22 protein-coding genes and 1 other RNA gene are annotated in these 17,437 nt (G+C 56.2%); 11 read left to right on the plus strand and 12 right to left on the minus strand.

Annotated features, from left to right (window positions below):
* Positions 1-13: 13 nt before the first annotated feature.
* Positions 14-895, plus strand: coding sequence for a fructose bisphosphate aldolase (locus ACR0EL_RS03380; protein ID WP_480498184.1), 882 nt, complete (start codon positions 14-16; stop codon positions 893-895).
* Between the two features lie 3 nt (positions 896-898).
* Here the strand turns inward: ACR0EL_RS03380 and ACR0EL_RS03385 are convergent, their stop codons facing one another.
* From ACR0EL_RS03385 to fumC, 4 genes are read right to left on the minus strand one after another with little or no spacing between them, the layout of a single operon-like run.
* Positions 899-1,501: a DNA-3-methyladenine glycosylase I gene (locus ACR0EL_RS03385; protein WP_480498186.1), complete on the minus strand. Its 603-nt coding sequence runs from the start codon at positions 1,499-1,501 to the stop codon at positions 899-901.
* Between the two features lie 59 nt (positions 1,502-1,560).
* Positions 1,561-1,782, minus strand: a complete 222-nt coding sequence (locus ACR0EL_RS03390) for a ribbon-helix-helix domain-containing protein (RefSeq protein WP_170536890.1) — start codon at positions 1,780-1,782, stop codon at positions 1,561-1,563.
* Positions 1,779-1,955 carry a DUF4169 family protein gene (locus ACR0EL_RS03395; protein ID WP_353007429.1) on the minus strand — a complete coding sequence of 59 codons (177 nt, stop codon included), beginning with the start codon at positions 1,953-1,955 and terminating at the stop codon, positions 1,779-1,781. Before ACR0EL_RS03395 ends, ACR0EL_RS03390 begins: the two co-directional genes overlap by 4 nt.
* Complete coding sequence (gene fumC, locus ACR0EL_RS03400) at positions 1,955-3,349, minus strand: class II fumarate hydratase (RefSeq protein WP_480498189.1); 1,395 nt, start codon at positions 3,347-3,349, stop codon at positions 1,955-1,957. The genes ACR0EL_RS03395 and fumC overlap by 1 nt, the downstream gene beginning before the upstream one ends.
* A gap of 205 nt (positions 3,350-3,554) precedes the next feature.
* Between fumC and ACR0EL_RS03405 the strand changes: the two genes are divergently transcribed.
* The gene (locus tag ACR0EL_RS03405) at positions 3,555-4,118 is read left to right on the plus strand and encodes a hypothetical protein (protein WP_480498191.1); all 564 of its coding nucleotides are present in this window, start codon (positions 3,555-3,557) and stop codon (positions 4,116-4,118) included.
* Between the two features lie 28 nt (positions 4,119-4,146).
* On the opposite strand, the gene ACR0EL_RS03410 is transcribed toward ACR0EL_RS03405, so the two are convergent.
* The 8 genes from ACR0EL_RS03410 to ACR0EL_RS03445 all read right to left on the minus strand — a co-directional run bounded on the left by ACR0EL_RS03410 (position 4,147) and on the right by ACR0EL_RS03445 (position 9,665).
* Entirely contained in the window at positions 4,147-4,605 is a 459-nt protein-coding gene (locus ACR0EL_RS03410) for an SspB family protein (RefSeq protein WP_480498193.1), read from the minus strand.
* Positions 4,606-4,681: 76 nt separating this feature from the next.
* Positions 4,682-5,935 carry a chromate efflux transporter gene (gene chrA / locus ACR0EL_RS03415; protein WP_480498195.1) on the minus strand — a complete coding sequence of 418 codons (1,254 nt, stop codon included), beginning with the start codon at positions 5,933-5,935 and terminating at the stop codon, positions 4,682-4,684.
* Positions 5,932-6,747, minus strand: a complete 816-nt coding sequence (locus ACR0EL_RS03420; protein WP_480498197.1) for a chromate resistance protein ChrB domain-containing protein — start codon at positions 6,745-6,747, stop codon at positions 5,932-5,934. The genes chrA and ACR0EL_RS03420 overlap by 4 nt, the downstream gene beginning before the upstream one ends.
* A 129-nt stretch (positions 6,748-6,876) precedes the next feature.
* Positions 6,877-7,308, minus strand: coding sequence for an ester cyclase (locus tag ACR0EL_RS03425; protein ID WP_353007448.1), 432 nt, complete (start codon positions 7,306-7,308; stop codon positions 6,877-6,879).
* Between the two features lie 102 nt (positions 7,309-7,410).
* Positions 7,411-7,758, minus strand: a transfer-messenger RNA (tmRNA) gene (gene ssrA, locus ACR0EL_RS03430).
* Between the two features lie 36 nt (positions 7,759-7,794).
* Complete coding sequence (locus tag ACR0EL_RS03435) at positions 7,795-8,157, minus strand: DUF4345 family protein (protein ID WP_480498199.1); 363 nt, start codon at positions 8,155-8,157, stop codon at positions 7,795-7,797.
* Positions 8,158-8,159: 2 nt separating this feature from the next.
* On the minus strand, positions 8,160-8,822 hold the full coding sequence (locus ACR0EL_RS03440) for a TenA family protein (protein ID WP_480498201.1): 663 nt from the start codon (positions 8,820-8,822) through the stop codon (positions 8,160-8,162).
* Positions 8,823-8,933: 111 nt separating this feature from the next.
* Complete coding sequence (locus tag ACR0EL_RS03445; protein ID WP_480498203.1) at positions 8,934-9,665, minus strand: FadR/GntR family transcriptional regulator; 732 nt, start codon at positions 9,663-9,665, stop codon at positions 8,934-8,936.
* Between the two features lie 86 nt (positions 9,666-9,751).
* Between ACR0EL_RS03445 and ACR0EL_RS03450 the strand changes: the two genes are divergently transcribed.
* The 9 genes from ACR0EL_RS03450 (at position 9,752) to dxr (ending at position 17,433) form a co-directional block, all read left to right on the plus strand.
* Positions 9,752-10,543 (plus strand): DUF2182 domain-containing protein, encoded by a 792-nt coding sequence (locus tag ACR0EL_RS03450; protein ID WP_480498205.1) that lies wholly within the window; start codon positions 9,752-9,754, stop codon positions 10,541-10,543.
* A 4-nt stretch (positions 10,544-10,547) separates the two neighbouring features.
* Positions 10,548-11,252, plus strand: a complete 705-nt coding sequence (locus ACR0EL_RS03455; RefSeq protein WP_353007460.1) for a DUF1326 domain-containing protein — start codon at positions 10,548-10,550, stop codon at positions 11,250-11,252.
* Positions 11,252-11,779, plus strand: a complete 528-nt coding sequence (locus ACR0EL_RS03460; RefSeq protein WP_480498207.1) for a DinB family protein — start codon at positions 11,252-11,254, stop codon at positions 11,777-11,779. The genes ACR0EL_RS03455 and ACR0EL_RS03460 overlap by 1 nt, the downstream gene beginning before the upstream one ends.
* Complete coding sequence (locus tag ACR0EL_RS03465) at positions 11,780-12,883, plus strand: dimethylsulfoniopropionate demethylase (RefSeq protein ID WP_480498209.1); 1,104 nt, start codon at positions 11,780-11,782, stop codon at positions 12,881-12,883.
* 104 nt (positions 12,884-12,987) lie between these two features.
* On the plus strand, positions 12,988-13,983 hold the full coding sequence (acuI, locus tag ACR0EL_RS03470; protein WP_480498211.1) for an acryloyl-CoA reductase: 996 nt from the start codon (positions 12,988-12,990) through the stop codon (positions 13,981-13,983).
* Between the two features lie 179 nt (positions 13,984-14,162).
* Positions 14,163-14,726: a ribosome recycling factor gene (gene frr, locus ACR0EL_RS03475; protein WP_480498213.1), complete on the plus strand. Its 564-nt coding sequence runs from the start codon at positions 14,163-14,165 to the stop codon at positions 14,724-14,726.
* A gap of 9 nt (positions 14,727-14,735) precedes the next feature.
* Positions 14,736-15,467, plus strand: a complete 732-nt coding sequence (locus ACR0EL_RS03480) for an isoprenyl transferase (protein WP_353007469.1) — start codon at positions 14,736-14,738, stop codon at positions 15,465-15,467.
* On the plus strand, positions 15,464-16,261 hold the full coding sequence (locus ACR0EL_RS03485) for a phosphatidate cytidylyltransferase (RefSeq protein WP_480498215.1): 798 nt from the start codon (positions 15,464-15,466) through the stop codon (positions 16,259-16,261). Before ACR0EL_RS03480 ends, ACR0EL_RS03485 begins: the two co-directional genes overlap by 4 nt.
* Entirely contained in the window at positions 16,261-17,433 is a 1,173-nt protein-coding gene (dxr, locus tag ACR0EL_RS03490; protein ID WP_480498217.1) for a 1-deoxy-D-xylulose-5-phosphate reductoisomerase, read from the plus strand. The genes ACR0EL_RS03485 and dxr overlap by 1 nt, the downstream gene beginning before the upstream one ends.
* The last annotated feature ends 4 nt before the right edge of the window (positions 17,434-17,437 follow it).

Genomic DNA, 17,437 nt, shown 5'->3' on the forward strand with positions numbered 1-17,437 from the left:
ACGGGAATGCATTATGTCCAAAGCAGAACAGCGCGCACAAATGACAGGTGGCGCAGGGTTTATCGCAGCACTGGATCAAAGCGGCGGGTCGACACCGAAGGCGCTGGCTCTCTATGGCGTGGATGCCTCGGAATACGGATCAGATACCGAGATGTTTGGCGAGATCCAGAAGATGCGGGCGCGGATCATTCTGGCGGATGATTTCACCAAGGACAAAGTAATTGGTGCGATCCTGTTTGAACGTACGCTGGGGGAACAGATCGAAGGCCGCAAAGTGGCTGACTACTTGTGGTCGGTCAAAGGGATCGTGCCGTTTCTAAAAATCGATAAAGGTTTGGAAGATCAGGCAAATGGTGTGCAGTTGATGAAGCCAATTCCCGGTCTGGCAGAAACTCTGGGCAAGGCCGAAGGTGTGTTTGGGACCAAGGAACGCTCGGTCATCCACGAAGCAAATGCCGAAGGTATCGCTGCCGTGGTTGCGCAACAGTTCGACGTTGCACGCGAAGTTCTGGCCGCCGGAATGGTTCCCATCATCGAGCCCGAGGTGAACATCCATTCCGAAACCAAGGCCGAGGCCGAAGACATTCTGAAGACAGAGATCATCAAGAACTTGGACCAGCTGGGCGAAGGCCAGGATGTGATGCTGAAACTGACGATACCCAGCGCTGCGGGTCTGTATGATACGGTCGCGGATCACCCGCGTGTTGTACGTGTTGTCGCCTTGTCTGGCGGTTACTCGACCGAACAGGCCTGTGATCTGCTGGATCAGAACAGCAAGATGATCGCGTCCTTCTCGCGCGCGTTGACCGAAGGGCTGTCTAAGCAACAGACTGATGCGGAATTCAACGCAGCCCTGGGTGGGAATATTGACAAGATTTTTAAGGCTTCCTGCTAAACCTCAGACGGGTTTGACAAAATCGCGGCGCATCTGCGCCGCTTTTTCCCGAAAGGCGCAACCTTCTGCGTGATCGTTAATTAGCCCCATCGCCTGCATAAAAGCGAAAACAGTGGTTGGACCCACAAACTTCCAGCCACGTTTCTTCAGATCCTTCGACATGGCGATGGATTCCGCTGACGTAGAGGCGGTTTGCGGTGGTGGAGGGGTCTGAGGCTCGAACCGCCAGACATAGGCCGCAAAGGAGCCTTCAGAGGCGACCAGCTCCTGCGCCCGACGCGCGTTGTTGATCACAGCTTCGATTTTGCCACGATGACGGATGATGCCAGTGTCCTGCAACAGACGCTCAACATCTGCACTAGTAAACGCTGCCATCTTGTTGAAATCAAAGCCACAAAAGGCTGCGCGAAATTTCTCGCGCTTGCGCAGGATCGTCAACCAGCTGAGACCGGACTGAAAGCTTTCGAGGCAGATTTTTTCGAACAACCGTTGGTCATCGGCGACCGGGTAACCCCATTCATTGTCGTGATAGTCAGGATATTCTGGTGCGGACATGCACCATGTGCACCTGGCTTTCCCGTCTGGCCCGATCAATGTCTTGCTCATGAATGTACCCTTTTTGTTCCACCTCAACGCTACACCTAGTAGGGCGCGGCTGGCAAGGATCAAAGCTTATTGCGGTACCAATTCAGGATGAAAACACGAATGGCCGAGGCAAGGCCCGTTTCTGGATCCCGGTCAACATCAATCTCGGCGGCCAAGGCGTTGATTGGTTGATCTTTTTCAAGTGCGATATCGCGAAAGGCTCGCCAGAACTCATCTTCCAAAGACACCGATGTCCGATGTCCTTTGAGGGTCAGAGAGCGTTTGACAGGCCGACCGCTCATTCATCCAACTCGTGATTGTCGAGGTCGCGTTTCTGCTTGTCTTGCCGCAGTTTCAAGACGTCTTTCTCGGCTTTGCTCCGCCCAAAGGAGACAGAGTTCTGGTCCGCGCGGGCCTTTTTCTCGGCCCGCGCTTTTTCCTTTCGATACCGGTTCAGATTGACCGGCTTGCCCATCAGTCTTTCGGACCGATCATTTGCTCGGGCCGGACAACCGCATCAAAGGTCGCCTCGTCCACAAAGCCCAGCGCGATGGCTTCTTCCTTAAGGGTGGTGCCGTTCTTATGCGCGGTTTTCGCAACCTTGGTGGCGTTGTCATAGCCGATGGTCGGCGCCAGTGCGGTCACCAGCATCAGCGATTCCTTCATCAGCTTGTCGATCCGCGGCTCGTTGGCCTTGATGCCCAGCAGCATACGCTCGGTAAAGCTGTCGGCGGCATCGCCCAGCAGTTGGATCGACTGCAGCAGGTTATAAGACATCATCGGGTTATAAACGTTCAGCTCGAAATGGCCCTGCGATCCGGCAAAGGTCATCGCGGCGTTGTTGCCCATTACATGGGCTGTGACCTGTGTCAGTGCTTCGGCTTGTGTCGGGTTTACCTTGCCCGGCATGATCGACGAGCCGGGCTCATTTTCAGGCAGGATCAACTCCCCTAGACCGGATCGGGGGCCAGAGCCGAGGAAGCGAATGTCATTGGCGATCTTGTAGCAGCTGCCTGCGATGGTCGCCAAAGCGCCGGACATGAAGACCATGGCATCATGGGCGGCCAGCGCCTCGAACTTGTTGGGCGCTGTCACAAAGGGCAGGCTGGTGATCTCGGCCATGTGGCCGGCAACGGCTTCGCCCCAGCCGTTTTGCGTGTTCAGGCCGGTACCCACGGCCGTACCGCCTTGAGCAAGCTCATAAATTCCGGGCATTGCGGCATGTACGCGGGCGATCCCTTGGCGGATCTGATGGGCGTAACCGCCGAATTCCTGACCCAGCGTCAAAGGCGTCGCGTCTTGCGTATGCGTCCGTCCGATCTTGATGATGTCTTTGAATTCCGCGGCCTTTTGTTCCAGGCCCGAAGCCAGCTTCTCAAGGCCGGGCAGCAGAACATCACGAACGCTCATGGCAGTGGCGATATGCATGGCGGTTGGGAAAGTGTCGTTCGACGACTGGCCCATGTTGCAGTGATCATTGGGGTGAACCGGGTCTTTCGAGCCGATAACGCCGCCCAAAATCTCGATGGCGCGGTTGGCGATGACCTCGTTCGAGTTCATGTTGGACTGAGTGCCCGAGCCGGTCTGCCAGACGACCAAAGGGAAGTTGTCGTCAAACTTGCCTTCAATCACCTCACCTGCAGCTTGAATGATCGCATCGGCGATCTTGGCATCCAGTTTGCTGTTTGCCTTGTTTTCAATTGCGCAGGCTTTCTTGATCACGCCCAGCGCACGCACAATGGCCACAGGCTGTTTCTCCCACCCGATGGGGAAGTTCATGATCGAGCGCTGCGTCTGCGCGCCCCAATACTTGTCGGCAGGAACCTCTAGCGGGCCAAAGCTGTCGGTTTCGGTGCGGGTCTGAGACATCGGGTACTCCGTCTGGTATGCAGTCGTATGCCGTTTAGCTGCCTTAAGCGTATCGCGCAATCGGCCAGTTGCGCGCACCTTAGCCCTATGGCTGCCAAAGGTATAGCACCGGGCTGCGTCATTTTGTTCTTGCAACAAGGGATTGTGGCATTGTGCAGCGATCATGCTTAGCTAGAATGAACAGGCTTCGGTTGAGGAGGACGAGATGCCCGGTACCCAACGGTTTGTGCCCTTGAAATCCATGGCGGCGGTTTTGGTTGCAACGCTGTGGATTGGGCTGCTGAACATTGCTGCCCATGCCGCCAATATCGAGCCCTTTGTCGGGGATTATATCGGATCGGCGAATGTGGTGGATGCGGATGGTACATCGACCCCGCGAGATATGAGCGTTTCCATCCACGACACCAAAAATGGTTTCAATGTCAGCTGGAAAACCACCACCTATAAAGCCGATGGGCGGGTGAAAGAGCAGAAATTCTCAATTGATTTCCAAACTTCAGACCGACCCGATGTGTTCTCGGCTGCGATGAAACGCAATGTATTCGGGCATGAGGTGCCGCTGGACCCGATGCAGGGTGAACCTTTTGTCTGGGGTCGGATCGAAGGCGATACTCTGACCGTGTTTTCGCTGTTTATCGACGAATCCGGCGGGTACGAATTGCAGCAATATGACCGGACATTGGCTGAAGGCGGGCTGAACCTGTCATTCTCGCGCTTTATCGATGGGGAAAAGTCACGCTCTGTCGAAACTTTCCTGAAAAAGCAATAAACCCCGCGTTGCAGCGGGGTTTAGAAGACTATTTGCGGAAGCTGTCCAGCGAGACCACATCAGCGTCGTGATGTTCTTCGGGTTCTTCAACCTCGATTGATTCTTCGACTAGATCATCCTCATCCAGCTCGTCATCAGGGCTTTCAAAGCGCAGGCCAAATTCAACCGAAGGATCAACGAATGTCTTGATCGCCGCGTAAGGGATATACAGCGGTTCGGGCGCGTCACCGAAATTCAGCGTGATGGCAAAACCGGTTTCCCCGACCTCAAGGTTTTCGAACCAGTGCTGCATGACAATTGTCATCTCTTCGGGATAGCGCTCATGCAGCCATTCCGCGATTTGCACACCCGGTTCGCGGGTGTCAAAGGTAATGAAAAAGTGATGGGCACCGGGCAGCCCGGTTTCGGACACGTCGGTCAAAACGGTTTTGATGAGACCGCGCATGGCAGTGTGCATCAGGTTTCCATAGTCAATGTCTTGCGACATGGGGCATCCTCGAAAGTGGTCGTCCCCAGCATAGGCGTTTTAACCGGAAACGAAAGGGCAGGAATCGCCGGATTGATCAGAGCAGATGAAAGCAAATTCCCGCGCCCATCATCAGCGTCAACACCGTGGCCATTCCCAGATTTGCCCTAAGAATCAACACCCCAGCTACAAAAGTGAGCAACAGCGCGGTGAAATTCAGTGATCCGAAACCTGGAACAGGAAGCGAAAGTGGGCCCCATTGAAACTGGGATATATCATGGAACAAGACGTTCAGAGCAAACCATAGTGACAGGTTCAGAATCACGCCTACGACCGAGGCCGTGATTCCATGCAGCGCTGCGGCCAGCCGTGGCTTTGTCGCAAGCCGGTCCAGATAGGGGGCGGCTAGGAAAATCCAAAGAAAGCAGGGTACAAATGTTGCCCATAGCGCCACCGCACCCGCAGCTAGCGCCAACGAAAGCCCACCGCTGATTTGCCCCGTCCGCATCGCCACAAACTGGGTAACCAGGATCAGCGGGCCAGGGGTGGTCTCTGCAAGTCCCAGCGCATCGATCATTTGACCCGTGCTGATCCAGTTGTATTGGTCCACGACGGTCTGGGTCATGTAGGCAAGTACAGCATAGGCCCCGCCAAAGGTTACAACGGCCAGACGCGCAAAGAACCAACCCAAATCGCTCAGCAATTGCTGCCCGGAGAGCGACAGCGCGATCAGTGGGCTTAACCACAGGGTCAGCCAGATCGCGGCAGTGCGAACGGGATTGGCAATTGCTGGGGCAGGGGCCGCTTGTTCTTGCGACGCAGCACCTTTGAATGAGGCATAGCCCCAACAGGCCGCTGCCAGAATAATCAGCGGAAACGGTATGTTAAACAGGAATATCCCCAGAAAACCCAAGCCTGCGAGGACGCGGTGCTGGGTATCCGTCAACGCCTTGCGCGACAGGTTTCGCAGGGCTTGCAGAACGATGACGATCACGGTGGCCTTGATCCCAAGAAACCCCGCCTGAACCAGCGGCAGATTGCCAAACGCTGCATAAAGCGTGACAAGAACCGCGATCACCAGCGCTCCTGGTAGCACAAACAGTGTCCCGGCGATCAAGCCGCCCGTAACCCCGCGCAGCCGCCAACCGGCATAGGTGGCAAGCTGCATAGCTTCGGGGCCCGGAAGTAACATGCACAGCGACAGCGCTCGCAGATAGGTTTGTTCGTCCAGCCAAGGGCGACGTTCGACCAGTTCCTGATGCATCAACGAAATCTGAGCTGCCGGGCCGCCAAAAGATAGCAGCCCGATCCTGCCGAACACGCGCATCAGATCGCGGAGTGTTGGTGTCATGATTTCCGGTCCATCGGCCAGTCATGCGTTTCGTCAAACCCGTCACGGGCCCAACGGTATAAGGCATCATAAAGATGCATTCCCGCCTCAAGGTTTTCGTGATCGTCGCGGTATTGCCGGGACAAACCAACCGAAACCGCCAGTAAGCCAGCAGCCTCAGGGGCGAGGTCGTGGCGATTTGTATCAGCCGCCCGAACCACCGTCGCAAGCCGGTTCAGAGCATCCGATCGCAGGCATAGCTTGTCGAGTATGGTGTCGAAGGTGCAGCGGTCGCCTTGATGGCTCCATTCTGTGTTTTCAACATCAAATGGCGTCGCGTTGAACTTTTCCGCGACGCTTTCAACTTCGGAGGGCGCGACGAACAAGAACTTAGATTTCGGGTCAACAAAACGCCGGATCAGCCAGGGGCAGGCGATACGATCTATCTTTGGTCGGTGCCGCGTGACCCAGATAGTATGTCCATCTATTGAGGGCGGCAAAGATGCCGCTGGAATACGCAGATTTCTCGGCATTTCTCGCCAGGCATACATGCCACCTTCAAGATACTCTGCTTTGCAACCTTCACTGCGTAGCAATGAAACGATACCTTGGCTTAGTTTCTTACCCTTTTGGCAGATAATCACGCTGTGATGGTTCCCAACACTCTTTGTCAGGCCGTCAATATCAGAAGCCGGATGTCGGACCGATCCCGGGATCAGAAACGGGTCAGCCTCAAAATCTTCGTCTACGCAGATATCGATAAGCACCGGGGCTTGAGGTGTTCCGATCAGACGCAACAGTTGCTTGGGGGTAATAGAGTTCGGCGATGCCATGGCATGTTTCCTTGCAATCTCGGATACATGCGAAACTTGGGCTGGCGCCTCACGGGGCGTTCGCAATCTTACCCCATGGCCCTTGCTAACGTGCAAGCAACCAAAGGGTCAAGATTGTACGGCGGTGACTTAGGCCCAATCCAACCGTTGGCCGGTCATACAAACGGGCAGCGTATCCTGTGGAAACTGACCAAGTTGTTCGAAAAGCGAGACAAAATCAAACTGATTATAGGCTTCGACCATCTTGTCACCTTTAAAGCGCGCCATGACTTGGCCCGTCACCTCCAGCGGTGCGCCATTGTCGGCGCGGAAGGTTTTGACATGCAGGATCGCCGATACCCAGTTACCGTTTTCGATGATTTTGGGCATTTCAACAGAAATCTCACCCAGAACATGCCGAAATGCCATAACGAGATCGCGGAAGTCATCCGCGCCGACCTGCATTTCAGGGATCAACCCTTCTGCCATTGTATCCGGTGCGAAATACTGATCGATCGCGTCGGTATTTCCCTGTTCCCAAACCTCAGCATACCATGCTTTCAGGATATCAGTGTGAGTCATCCCGGCTCTCCTATCTGTTTGGGACGACCATGAGCAAAAGGGATGAAGAAACTCTAAATCTTTGCAGAAAAAGAATTAAACTCAGACATAAGGTGTTTAGGAAATGCAGGTTTCTGTTGCCAGGTACCTGCGAACCCCGCCTTACGCGGCTAGGCGCAAGGGCTTAAGTTTCGGTCTTGCTACTGCTTACGCAGCAACTGCAACCGGAGCACGATTGTCGTTTGCAATTGTACTAGTTTCGCCGATAACGGTGGCAGACAGCCGAGACAAAGCTAACCCCTTTAGACGTTCGTCGATCCTATTTCGGCCCCAGAATCCTCAAACGAAGGATGGTTGGTGGAGCCGCCGGGTACCGCCCCCGGGTCCGATCCGCTTATTACGAGCGCGTTTATGTCCATAGTCCCGAAGGACATACCCTATATAGGTGAGGTTTCTTCGGGTTGCAAATCCCGAATAAATGAGCGCTGATCATTATTTAACAATATGTTACGCAGTTTTGTTGAAGTTCGTTGCAATCAGCCAGATAGCCAACACAAGCTCGATTCCACCAAACGTTGCGGCTTTAACAAACGGTGGGTTGTCTAGCGCGAGAGACACGAACCGCCCCAATGCAGCCCCGGCATAGACCACGCCCAGCATGGTATAGGCCATCGGCGCATTCAGCCAGATCACCGCGATACCGGTAACAACAAACAACCCGCCGACCGAGGCGCGCATCTCGCTTAACCCCATGGTGCTGTTCGTGGGTGCAAGATCCAACGCGTTGGCGGTGTAGGCCGGAGCCAGAAATCCAAAGAGACCAAAGCCGATCGTCAAAACAGCGGCCAGAATGTTAAGTGTTGAAACCATGATTATTCCTCTGGAAGCGCCGCATATGAGGCGTCAAAAAACGATACCTCCAACTCGACCGCGCGATTGAACAATTGTGTCACCTCTGCCTGCGCATTCGCGTCAAGTGTGGGCCAAACCTTGTCCAATTGACTGCGCAGATATTCGACAACACCTTCAAATTCTTCTCCTGCATGTAGAGTGATCCACTCCGCATACCAGAAAGGCAATTCCGCATTGGGAGGATTCACAGGTGTGGCCCAGCTTAGATAAACCCATTCAGCTACGACAAGCACCGCAAGCATGTTTTCATATCGGCCTGATGCCGCCGCACGCGCCATCAACTCCTGAAAGGCTCGCGTGGCAGGGGCAGGTTTGTCGGATGGCTCAGTTCCAAGTGCCTCCATCGCACGCAGGAAATATGTATTCTCCGGACCGGTAATGATCGCCAGAAACTGCGCGGCCGGTACACTGTCAGCCAGGCTCGGTGCATGTGCGATTGCACTTGCCAGAAGGCGAACAAAGCCGTCGACGAATTGATAGTCTTGCTGCAAATACCAACGCATCTTATGGACAGGCAATGTGCCTTGGGCCAGTTCGCGGGTAAATGTATGATCAGTTGCCGCCTCCCATAATTCCAGCTGACCCTGACGCAATGACTCTGTCGGGCGAATAGGGTTTTGCATGTAGGAAGCTCCTTGTATCAACCGGCGCAGTGAAAGCCGGTTTTCAACAGGATTACAAGGCGGGTAACCAATGCTCTGTGCATAAGAAAGCCGATTTGAACAAAGCTTGGTTCAGGCTGGCTTGCGCTTGCGTTCGGCCACATCCCGGGCCAGTTGTCGGGTGTAGTTTTCCAGCTCAACCAATGCAGAATCGACGGTTTCAGCGTCCATGCCTTCTAGCGCATCTGCGATTTTTGTGTGGTAGGCGATGATCGCTTCTCGGGATCGGGCCGTAAAAGTGATCATGTTCATCAGGGGCTGCATAGCCTCAACCGCACCGGCCAGTTGATAAGACAGAACCGGATTGTCGGCCCCATCGACAAGCGCCCGGTGAAAGGCCACATCTGATGCGCAGAACGCTTCGTCTGTCAGACCGGGCTGGGCTTGTCGAAAAATCTCGGCCCGCATCGTGGCCAATTGATCCGCGGTGCGGCGTTTTGCCGACAAAGGCGCGCAAGCGCGTTCCAGCGCGTATCGCGCTTCACACGCCGTATCAAACCGCACCGCGTTCATCGACAGCAAGAGTGTCGAGGTGGTGATCTGCTGAGAATAGGCATCCTCAAAGCTGAGCCGATTGACAAAGGCTCCACCCGTCGCCCCGCGTTGCGTGCGGATCAGTGATTGCGCTGCCAGTCGTTTCAATGCTTCACGCACTGTTGGGCGCGACACCTGAAACTGCTCGGCCAGTTCCGCCTCAGAAGGCAGGCGTTCATCGACGATCAATTGGCCGGAGACTATAGCGTCCCGTATGGCCTGTGCGATTTGCGCAGATAGATCAGCCGGTTTCTGAGGATCGATTTTCATAATTACTTGCCCGAAAGTCAGATTTTATTTGTCTGACATTTAAAAGTCTGACATTTGAAAAGCAAGGACTGAGTCGGGAGGAGCGCATGAGTCGCGCGGTTCTACGCACTGGAATGTGGCTGGGCTTTTACGCAGCCATCCTGTGGGCGTGGTGGATGATGTTCTCGATGAGCCGCAGCATGGATCTTGATTGGATCGGTCGGCCCGGCCCAATGGGGCAGGCCATGGCGGCGATGGACCCGCGGATGGACATGTATATGCCCATGGCCGAGTTCGGGCCGTTGTTCTGGATGTGGGCCATCATGATGGCAGCGATGATGCTGCCGACGCTGGTGCCAACCCTGCGCAGTTACGATGATCTGATCCACAGTGCCAATGGAACGCGTGCCGGATGGCTGGGCGTTCTGACCGGATTTGGGGTCGTTTGGGTGGGATTTGCGGCTCTGATCACCGGGATTCAACTTGTTTTGTTGTTCGGTGGGCTGGTCGATATGCTGGGCATTGCAAAATCCGGTTGGGTCGCCGGTGGGCTAATGATTGTCGTCGGCGCATTCCAGTTCTCGCGCGTGAAAGAGGTGTGCCATGGGGTGTGCCACGCGCCCATGACTTACTTTCTGGGACATTGGAAAACAGGCTTTACGGGCGGTTTGCGTATGGGCTTGGGCCTGGGCACGTTCTGTGTTGGATGTTGCTGGGGCTTCATGGTGCTTGGCTTTGTGGGCGGCGTCATGAGCTTGCTTTGGATGGGGCTGGCGACAGTGTTCATGGTCTTGGAGAAATTGCCCCAGATCGGGCATCGCGTGACGCGGCCCATGGGTTTTCTATTGATTGCAGGTGGTGTGCTGTTGCTGGCGTTCCCCTTGAGCTACGGAGGATAAGCGAATGGCTAAGAACAGAAAGATTGATGCCGACAGGCTGCCGATCAGCCAGCGGATCGACAGTCGAATGCCCAATCCCAAGCGGCGCGAGATGAGCCCGACGGAGTGGAGCATTAAAGGCGAGCTGATCCTAAACTGTTCCTGTGATGTGTTTTGTCCTTGTGTGGTGTCATTGGGCGCACATCCCCCAACCGAGGGGCATTGCCACGCGTGGATGGGCGTGATCATCGACGAGGGGCACTATGAGGGCGAAGACCTCAGCGGTCTGAACGTTGGTCTTCTGGTCGATATTCCAGGTCGTATGGGCGAGGGCCAATGGAAGGTCGCCGCCTATGTCGATGAACGCGCCAGCGGCAAGGCCTATAACGGGTTGCTGCAGATCTTCAGCGGTCAAGCGGGCGGCACCACCGGCCTGTTTACCATGCTGGTGAGCGAGATTATCGGGGCTGAGCGTGCTCCGGTCCAGATCGAACGCGATGGCACCAAGCGCCGGATTGTGATCGGTCGTAAAATTCAGGGCGAGATTGAAATGCTGGGCGGGAAAGACCCCGAACATCCGGTGATGGTCTCGAATTCGAAGTACTGGATGGGTCCGGACATCATCGTTGCACGCGGAGTCAAATCGAAGGTTCGGGACTATGGTCGCGTGTGGGATTTCGGGGGCAAATCCGCCGAGATTTGCCCGATCGACTGGCATGGACCAAAGTGATGATCACCGGAGCCTATGCCCGTGAAATGGCGCGGTATAATCATTGGCAAAACAACCAGTTGTCAGAGTTCCTTGAGGCGCTGACCGAAGAAGAGTTGACCCGCGAACACGGCGCGTTTTTTGGTTCAATCCTGGGTACCGCGAACCATCTTCTCTGGGGCGATTGGATCTGGATGTCACGTTTCGACAAGGGCGATGGACCCGAGGCCAATATCCATCGTCCCGGCGGCGGGATCCATGAAAGCGTGTATCTGTGCCCTGATCTGGAAAGCTGGCTAAGCCTGCGAAACCCTATGGACACTCGTATCTCAGACTGGGCAGAGACGCTGGGCAATGATCCCATATCAGGGCCATTTACCTGGTATTCAGCGTCAAAAGAGGCCGAAGTTACATTGCCTTATGCGCAATGCATCATGCACTTTTTCAACCATCAGACGCATCACCGCGGTCAGTTACACAAGATGCTGACCGAGACCGGCTCTGGCGCGCCGGTCAGCGATCTGTGTTTCATGCCAACGGAGGGCTGAATGCCGCAAATATCATTGTCTCGCCGTCTGCGGCGCACACCATTCTCGGAAGGTGTTACGGCTGCAGGGGTCAAAGGCTATACGGTCTACAACCGTATGCTGTTGCCGACGGTGTTCGAAAGCGTCGAGGCAGACTACCATCATCTTAAGTCCCACGTTCAAGTCTGGGATGTCTCCTGCGAACGACAAGTGGAATTGCGCGGACCGGATGCGGCGCGGTTGATGCAGATGCTGACACCGCGCGATCTGCGGGGCATGCTGCCGGGGCAGTGCTATTATGTGCCTATCGTGGATGAGACCGGCGGCATGCTGAACGATCCGGTGGCGGTGAAACTGTCCGAAGATCGCTGGTGGATATCCATTGCCGACAGCGATTTGCTGTTGTGGGTCAAAGGCCTGGCCAATGGCTATCGGCTGGATGTGCTTGTGGATGAGCCCGACGTTTCACCTCTGGCCATTCAGGGGCCCAAGGCAGATGAACTGATGGCCCGGGTGTTCGGGGATCGGGTGCGCGATATTCGGTTCTTCAAATTCGATATGTTCGAATTCGAGGGGCGCGATTTGGCCGTCGCCCGCTCGGGCTATTCCAAGCAGGGCGGGTTTGAGATTTATGTTGAAGGCGGCGATATCGGGATGCCTCTGTGGAACGCGCTGTTCGACGCGGGCGAAGACTTGCAGGTGCGCGCCGGTTGCCCGAACCTGATCGAGCGGATCGAGGGCGGGTTGTTGTCTTATGGCAATGACATGACGGACGACAACACGCCGCATGAATGTGGGTTGGGCAAGTTCTGTAACACGCACACGGCGATTGGCTGCGTGGGCAGGGATGCTTTGCTGCGCGTTGCCAAAGAAGGTCCGGTGCAGCAGATTCGCCCGATTGCGATTGAAGGTGATGCGGTACCGCCCTGCGTGGAACCGTGGTGTGTTTTTTCAGACGGAAAGCAGGTTGGTCAGGTGACATCCTCCGCCTGGTCACCTGATTTCGCGACCAATGTTTCGATTGGGATGATGCGATTGAGCCATTGGGACACTGGGACCAAGCTTGAGGTGGAAACGCCTGATGGGATGCGGAACGCAACAGTACAGGGTCATTTTTGGATCTGACATGGGGAAGGGGGCTCTGCCCCCGTCGCTGCGCGACTCCCCCGGGATATTTTGGGCCAGGTGAAGTGATGGACCGGTCGAGAGAAAGCGAAAGGACTATGAATATGTTCAATGCGTTGGTGATGGATAAGGATGAAGAAAGCGGACTGGCGAGCGCGTCGGTTAAACAGCTTTCAACCGAGGATCTGCCGCATGGTGAAGTGACCGTTGCGGTGGAATACTCGACGGTGAACTACAAGGACGGGTTGTGCCTGTCACCCAAAGGCGGTGGCCTGGTCCGGAATTACCCTCATGTACCAGGAATCGATTATGCCGGAACGGTCGAGGCCTCGTCGGATGATCGCTACAAGCCGGGCGACAAGGTTGTTCTGACCGGTTGGCGCGTGGGAGAGGCCCATTGGGGCGGATATTCGCAAAAAGCCAATGCGCGAGCCGATTGGTTGGTTCCCTTGCCGGAGGGTCTGGATGCGCGGGAGGCGATGGCAGTGGGTACGGCGGGTTTTACCGCGATGCTGGCTGTTATGGCGCTGGAAGATCATGGACTGACACCTAATCGCGGGCCCGTTCTGGTGACCGGGGCCGCAGGGGGTGTCGGGTCAGTGGCGACCGCGATCCTGGGGCAGCTTGGCTATGAGGTCGCAGCTGTGACCGGGCGGCCTGAGACCGGGGACTATCTGAAATCGTTGGGGGCAACGACGATTGTTCCGCGCGAAGAGCTCAATGAAACCACCAAGCGCCCGCTGGAAAGCGAAACCTGGGCCGGGTGTGTTGACGCCGTTGGCGGTGACATGCTGGCGCGTGTTTTGGGTCAGATGAAATATGGCTGCTCGGTTGCGGCTGTGGGTCTGGCAGGCGGTGCGGCGCTGCCAACGACGGTGATTCCCTTCCTGCTGCGTGGTGTGAACCTGTTGGGCATCGACAGCGTGATGCAGCCCTATGACAACCGGGTTCGGGCCTGGCGCCGGATCGCAACCGATCTGCCGATGGAAAAGCTGGAGGCGATGGTGCATCCCGCGACCCTGTCTGATCTGCCAGCACTTGGCGTAGATATCCTGAAAGGTCAGGTCAAAGGGCGCGTTGTGGTCGACGTAAACGCCTGATTTGATACCGCGGTAAGGGCGGGTCACGTTATAGGCCTGTCCTTGCTGAACAAAAGTCGGCGAAAAGGACCGAAACTCTGCTGGTCATTGCCGCAATTCCTGCCCATGATTGCTATACATCCCAAAGGCGATGGCGTAAGACCCATCCAAACAGCACTTGAAGACGGGGAGTGAGCAGCATGTCTGACGACTTCGAACTGGACACCGATGATCTGAAGCGCCGCATGGATGGCGCGATGTCCAACCTCAGAACCGAATTTGCCTCTTTGCGGACCGGTCGGGCCTCGGCTTCGATGCTTGAGCCGGTGATGGTCGACGCTTATGGGTCGATGACGCCGATCAATCAGGTTGGAACAGTCAACGTACCCGAACCGCGGATGGTGACGGTGAATGTCTGGGACAAGGGCCTGGTGGGCAAGGTGGAAAAAGCGATCCGCGAAAGTGGTTTGGGGATCAATCCTCAGCTGAATGGCACGATCATCATGCTGCCGATCCCTGAATTGAACGAAGAACGCCGCCGCGAGCTGGGCAAGGTTGCCGGGCAATATGCCGAAAGCGCACGAGTTTCGATCCGAAACGTACGCCGCGATGGGATGGACCAGATCAAGAAGGCCAAGTCGGATGGCATGTCCGAGGATGACCAGAAGTTCTGGGAAAGCGAAGTGCAGGACCTGACGGACGAGATGATCAAGGCTGTTGATACCGCACTTGAAACGAAACAGTCCGAAATCATGCAGGTCTGAGCCGGTCTTATGCCCAAAGATCCCCAAACCGAGCCAGGGTCTGGCCCGCGCCATGTGGCGATCATCATGGATGGTAACGGCCGCTGGGCGCAGGCACGTGGGCGGCCTAGATTGTTCGGTCATCACGCAGGTGCGCGTCGCGTACGCGAGGTGGTTGAAGCCTGCCCTGGGCTGGGGATCAAGTACCTAACCGTCTTTGCCTTTTCGACCGAGAACTGGAAACGCACTCAGGTCGAAGTAGCAGGGCTGATGAGCTTGTTTCGCCGCTATATCATCAAGGAAACCAAGACGCTGGCCGAAAATGGCATTCGCGTGCGGTTTATCGGGGATCGGGTACGTTTGGATTCAAAGCTGACCGATCTTATGGATTCCCTGGAAGAAGAGACCAAGAACAACGATCTGGTGCATCTGACCGTCGCCCTGAACTACGGCGGTCGGGATGAGGTGGCCCGCGCGACCAAACGACTGGCCCGTGATGTGGCCGACGGGCGCTTGCATCCCGATGACGTGGACGAAGAAACGCTGCCCAGATATCTGGATACACGGGTTCTGCCGGATCCTGATCTGGTGATCCGCACCAGTGGTGAGGCGCGCATCTCGAATTTTTTGCTGTGGCAATCGGCCTATTCTGAGTACGAGTTCATCGACACGTTATGGCCCGATTTCACCGCCGCCGAGCTGGAACGCCTGTGTAACAACTTTGGATCGCGTGAGCGGCGTTTCGGGGCAGTTATCGCATGAGCGATGGCCGATGGTCTGATCTGACGACGCGCGTTCTGTCTGCCATTGTGCTTGTCGCCATTGGTGCGATTGAGGTCTGGCTGGGTGGTATCTGGTTCGAAACCTTCATCGCGGTGGCCTGTGGGCTGATGGCCTGGGAACTCGTTCGGATGATCGAGCCACAACACACAAGCATTGCTGTGCAATTGGGTATCCTGACCTGCGCGGTGGTGTTTGGCGTCGCAGAGCTTTGGCGTTTTGAGTTTTCTCAGGTTTATACTCTGCCGATCGTTGCCGCGCTTGCTTTGGTTTCAGCCGGGCAGGTCAACCAATCCCGCGGGTTGTGCGCTGTGTTTATGCTGTGGATTGCCGGGGCAGGGCTGGGTTTTATTTCGATCCGAGAGACGATGGGTTTTACCGCGATGATCTGGCTGATTGCCTTGGTCGTCGCAACCGACGTCGCGGGGTATTTTGTCGGCAAGGCCGTGGGTGGCCCGAAATTCTGGCCCAAGGTCAGCCCCAAAAAAACATGGTCAGGTACAGCAGGGGGCTGGGCAGCGGCTGCCTTGGTTGGCATCCTGTTCGCCGTCCAGGGCGGGTTTGGCGTGATGTTTGTGGTGATCTCGGTTCTGGCTTCGATGGCCAGTCAGGCTGGCGACATTGCTGAAAGCGCGGTCAAACGCAGGTTTGGGGTCAAGGACAGCTCGAATCTGATCCCCGGTCATGGTGGATTTCTGGACCGGTTTGATGGAATGATGGGTGCGGCGCTGTTCGTGCTTTTGGCGGGTTTGATCTATTCACCCGGGGCGATGTGATGCGCAAGGTTTCGATTTTCGGTGCGACCGGTTCGATCGGCCAGAACACAATTGATCTGATCGCGCGTGCGCCGGATCACTATGACGTTGTCGCCTTAACCGGGGGCGCCAATATCGCTCAGCTGGCCGCAGATGCCCGTCGATTGCATGCCGATGTCGCTGTGACGGCTTATGAGGACCGGTTGTCTGACCTGCGCGATGCGCTGGAAGGCTCAGGTGTCGAAGCGGCCGCTGGTGCGCAGGCCCTGACCGAAGCAGCGACGCGGCCTGCAGATTGGGTCATGTCGGCCATCGTGGGCGCGGCCGGGCTGGCCCCGGGGATCGAGGCGCTAAAGCAAGGCGCGACGCTGGCGCTGGCCAACAAAGAAACGCTTGTTTGTGCCGGGGCTTTGGTGCTGGACACAGCCAAAACGCATGGCGCGCGCCTGCTGCCAGTGGACAGTGAGCATTCAGCGGTTTTTCAAGCGCTTGTGGGCGAGGATATGAGCGCGGTTGAGCGGATCATCATCACGGCCAGTGGCGGGGCCTTTCGGGACTGGCCCTTCTCAGATCTGGCCAAAGCGACGGTTGAACAGGCCTCAAGCCACCCGAACTGGGATATGGGGCAGCGGATCACCATCGACAGCGCCTCGATGTTCAACAAGGCGCTTGAAGTGATCGAGACCAAAGAATTCTTTGGGTTAGACCCGCAGCGGATCGAGGTTCTGGTGCATCCCGAATCTATTGTACACGCGCTGGTTGGGTTTCGGGATGGCGCGGTGATGGCGCATATGGGCGCGCCCGATATGCGCCACGCGATTGGCTATGCGCTGCACTGGCCGGACAGGCAAGGCCTGCCGGTCGAACGGCTTGACCTGGCGGCGATTGGCCAGCTGAACTTTCAGAAACCTGATCTGGCCCGTTACCCCGCGCTTAGACTGGCGTGGGATGTCATGGAACGCGGAGGATTGTCGGGCGCGGTTTTCAACGCCGCTAAAGAGCGGGCGCTGGATCATTTCATCGCGCGTCGGATCGGATTTCTGGACATGGCAGATTGTGTTGCCATGGTTCTGGACAGATTTGATGCGGAACAATGTCTTATTGATGCCCCTTTGACACTTGATAACGTACAGCAAACGGACCATCTGGCACGGCAATGGGCAGATGACGCCGTGCACAAACGAGCAGGATAGAATA

The organism is Ruegeria sp. AH12 (assembly GCF_056541465.1).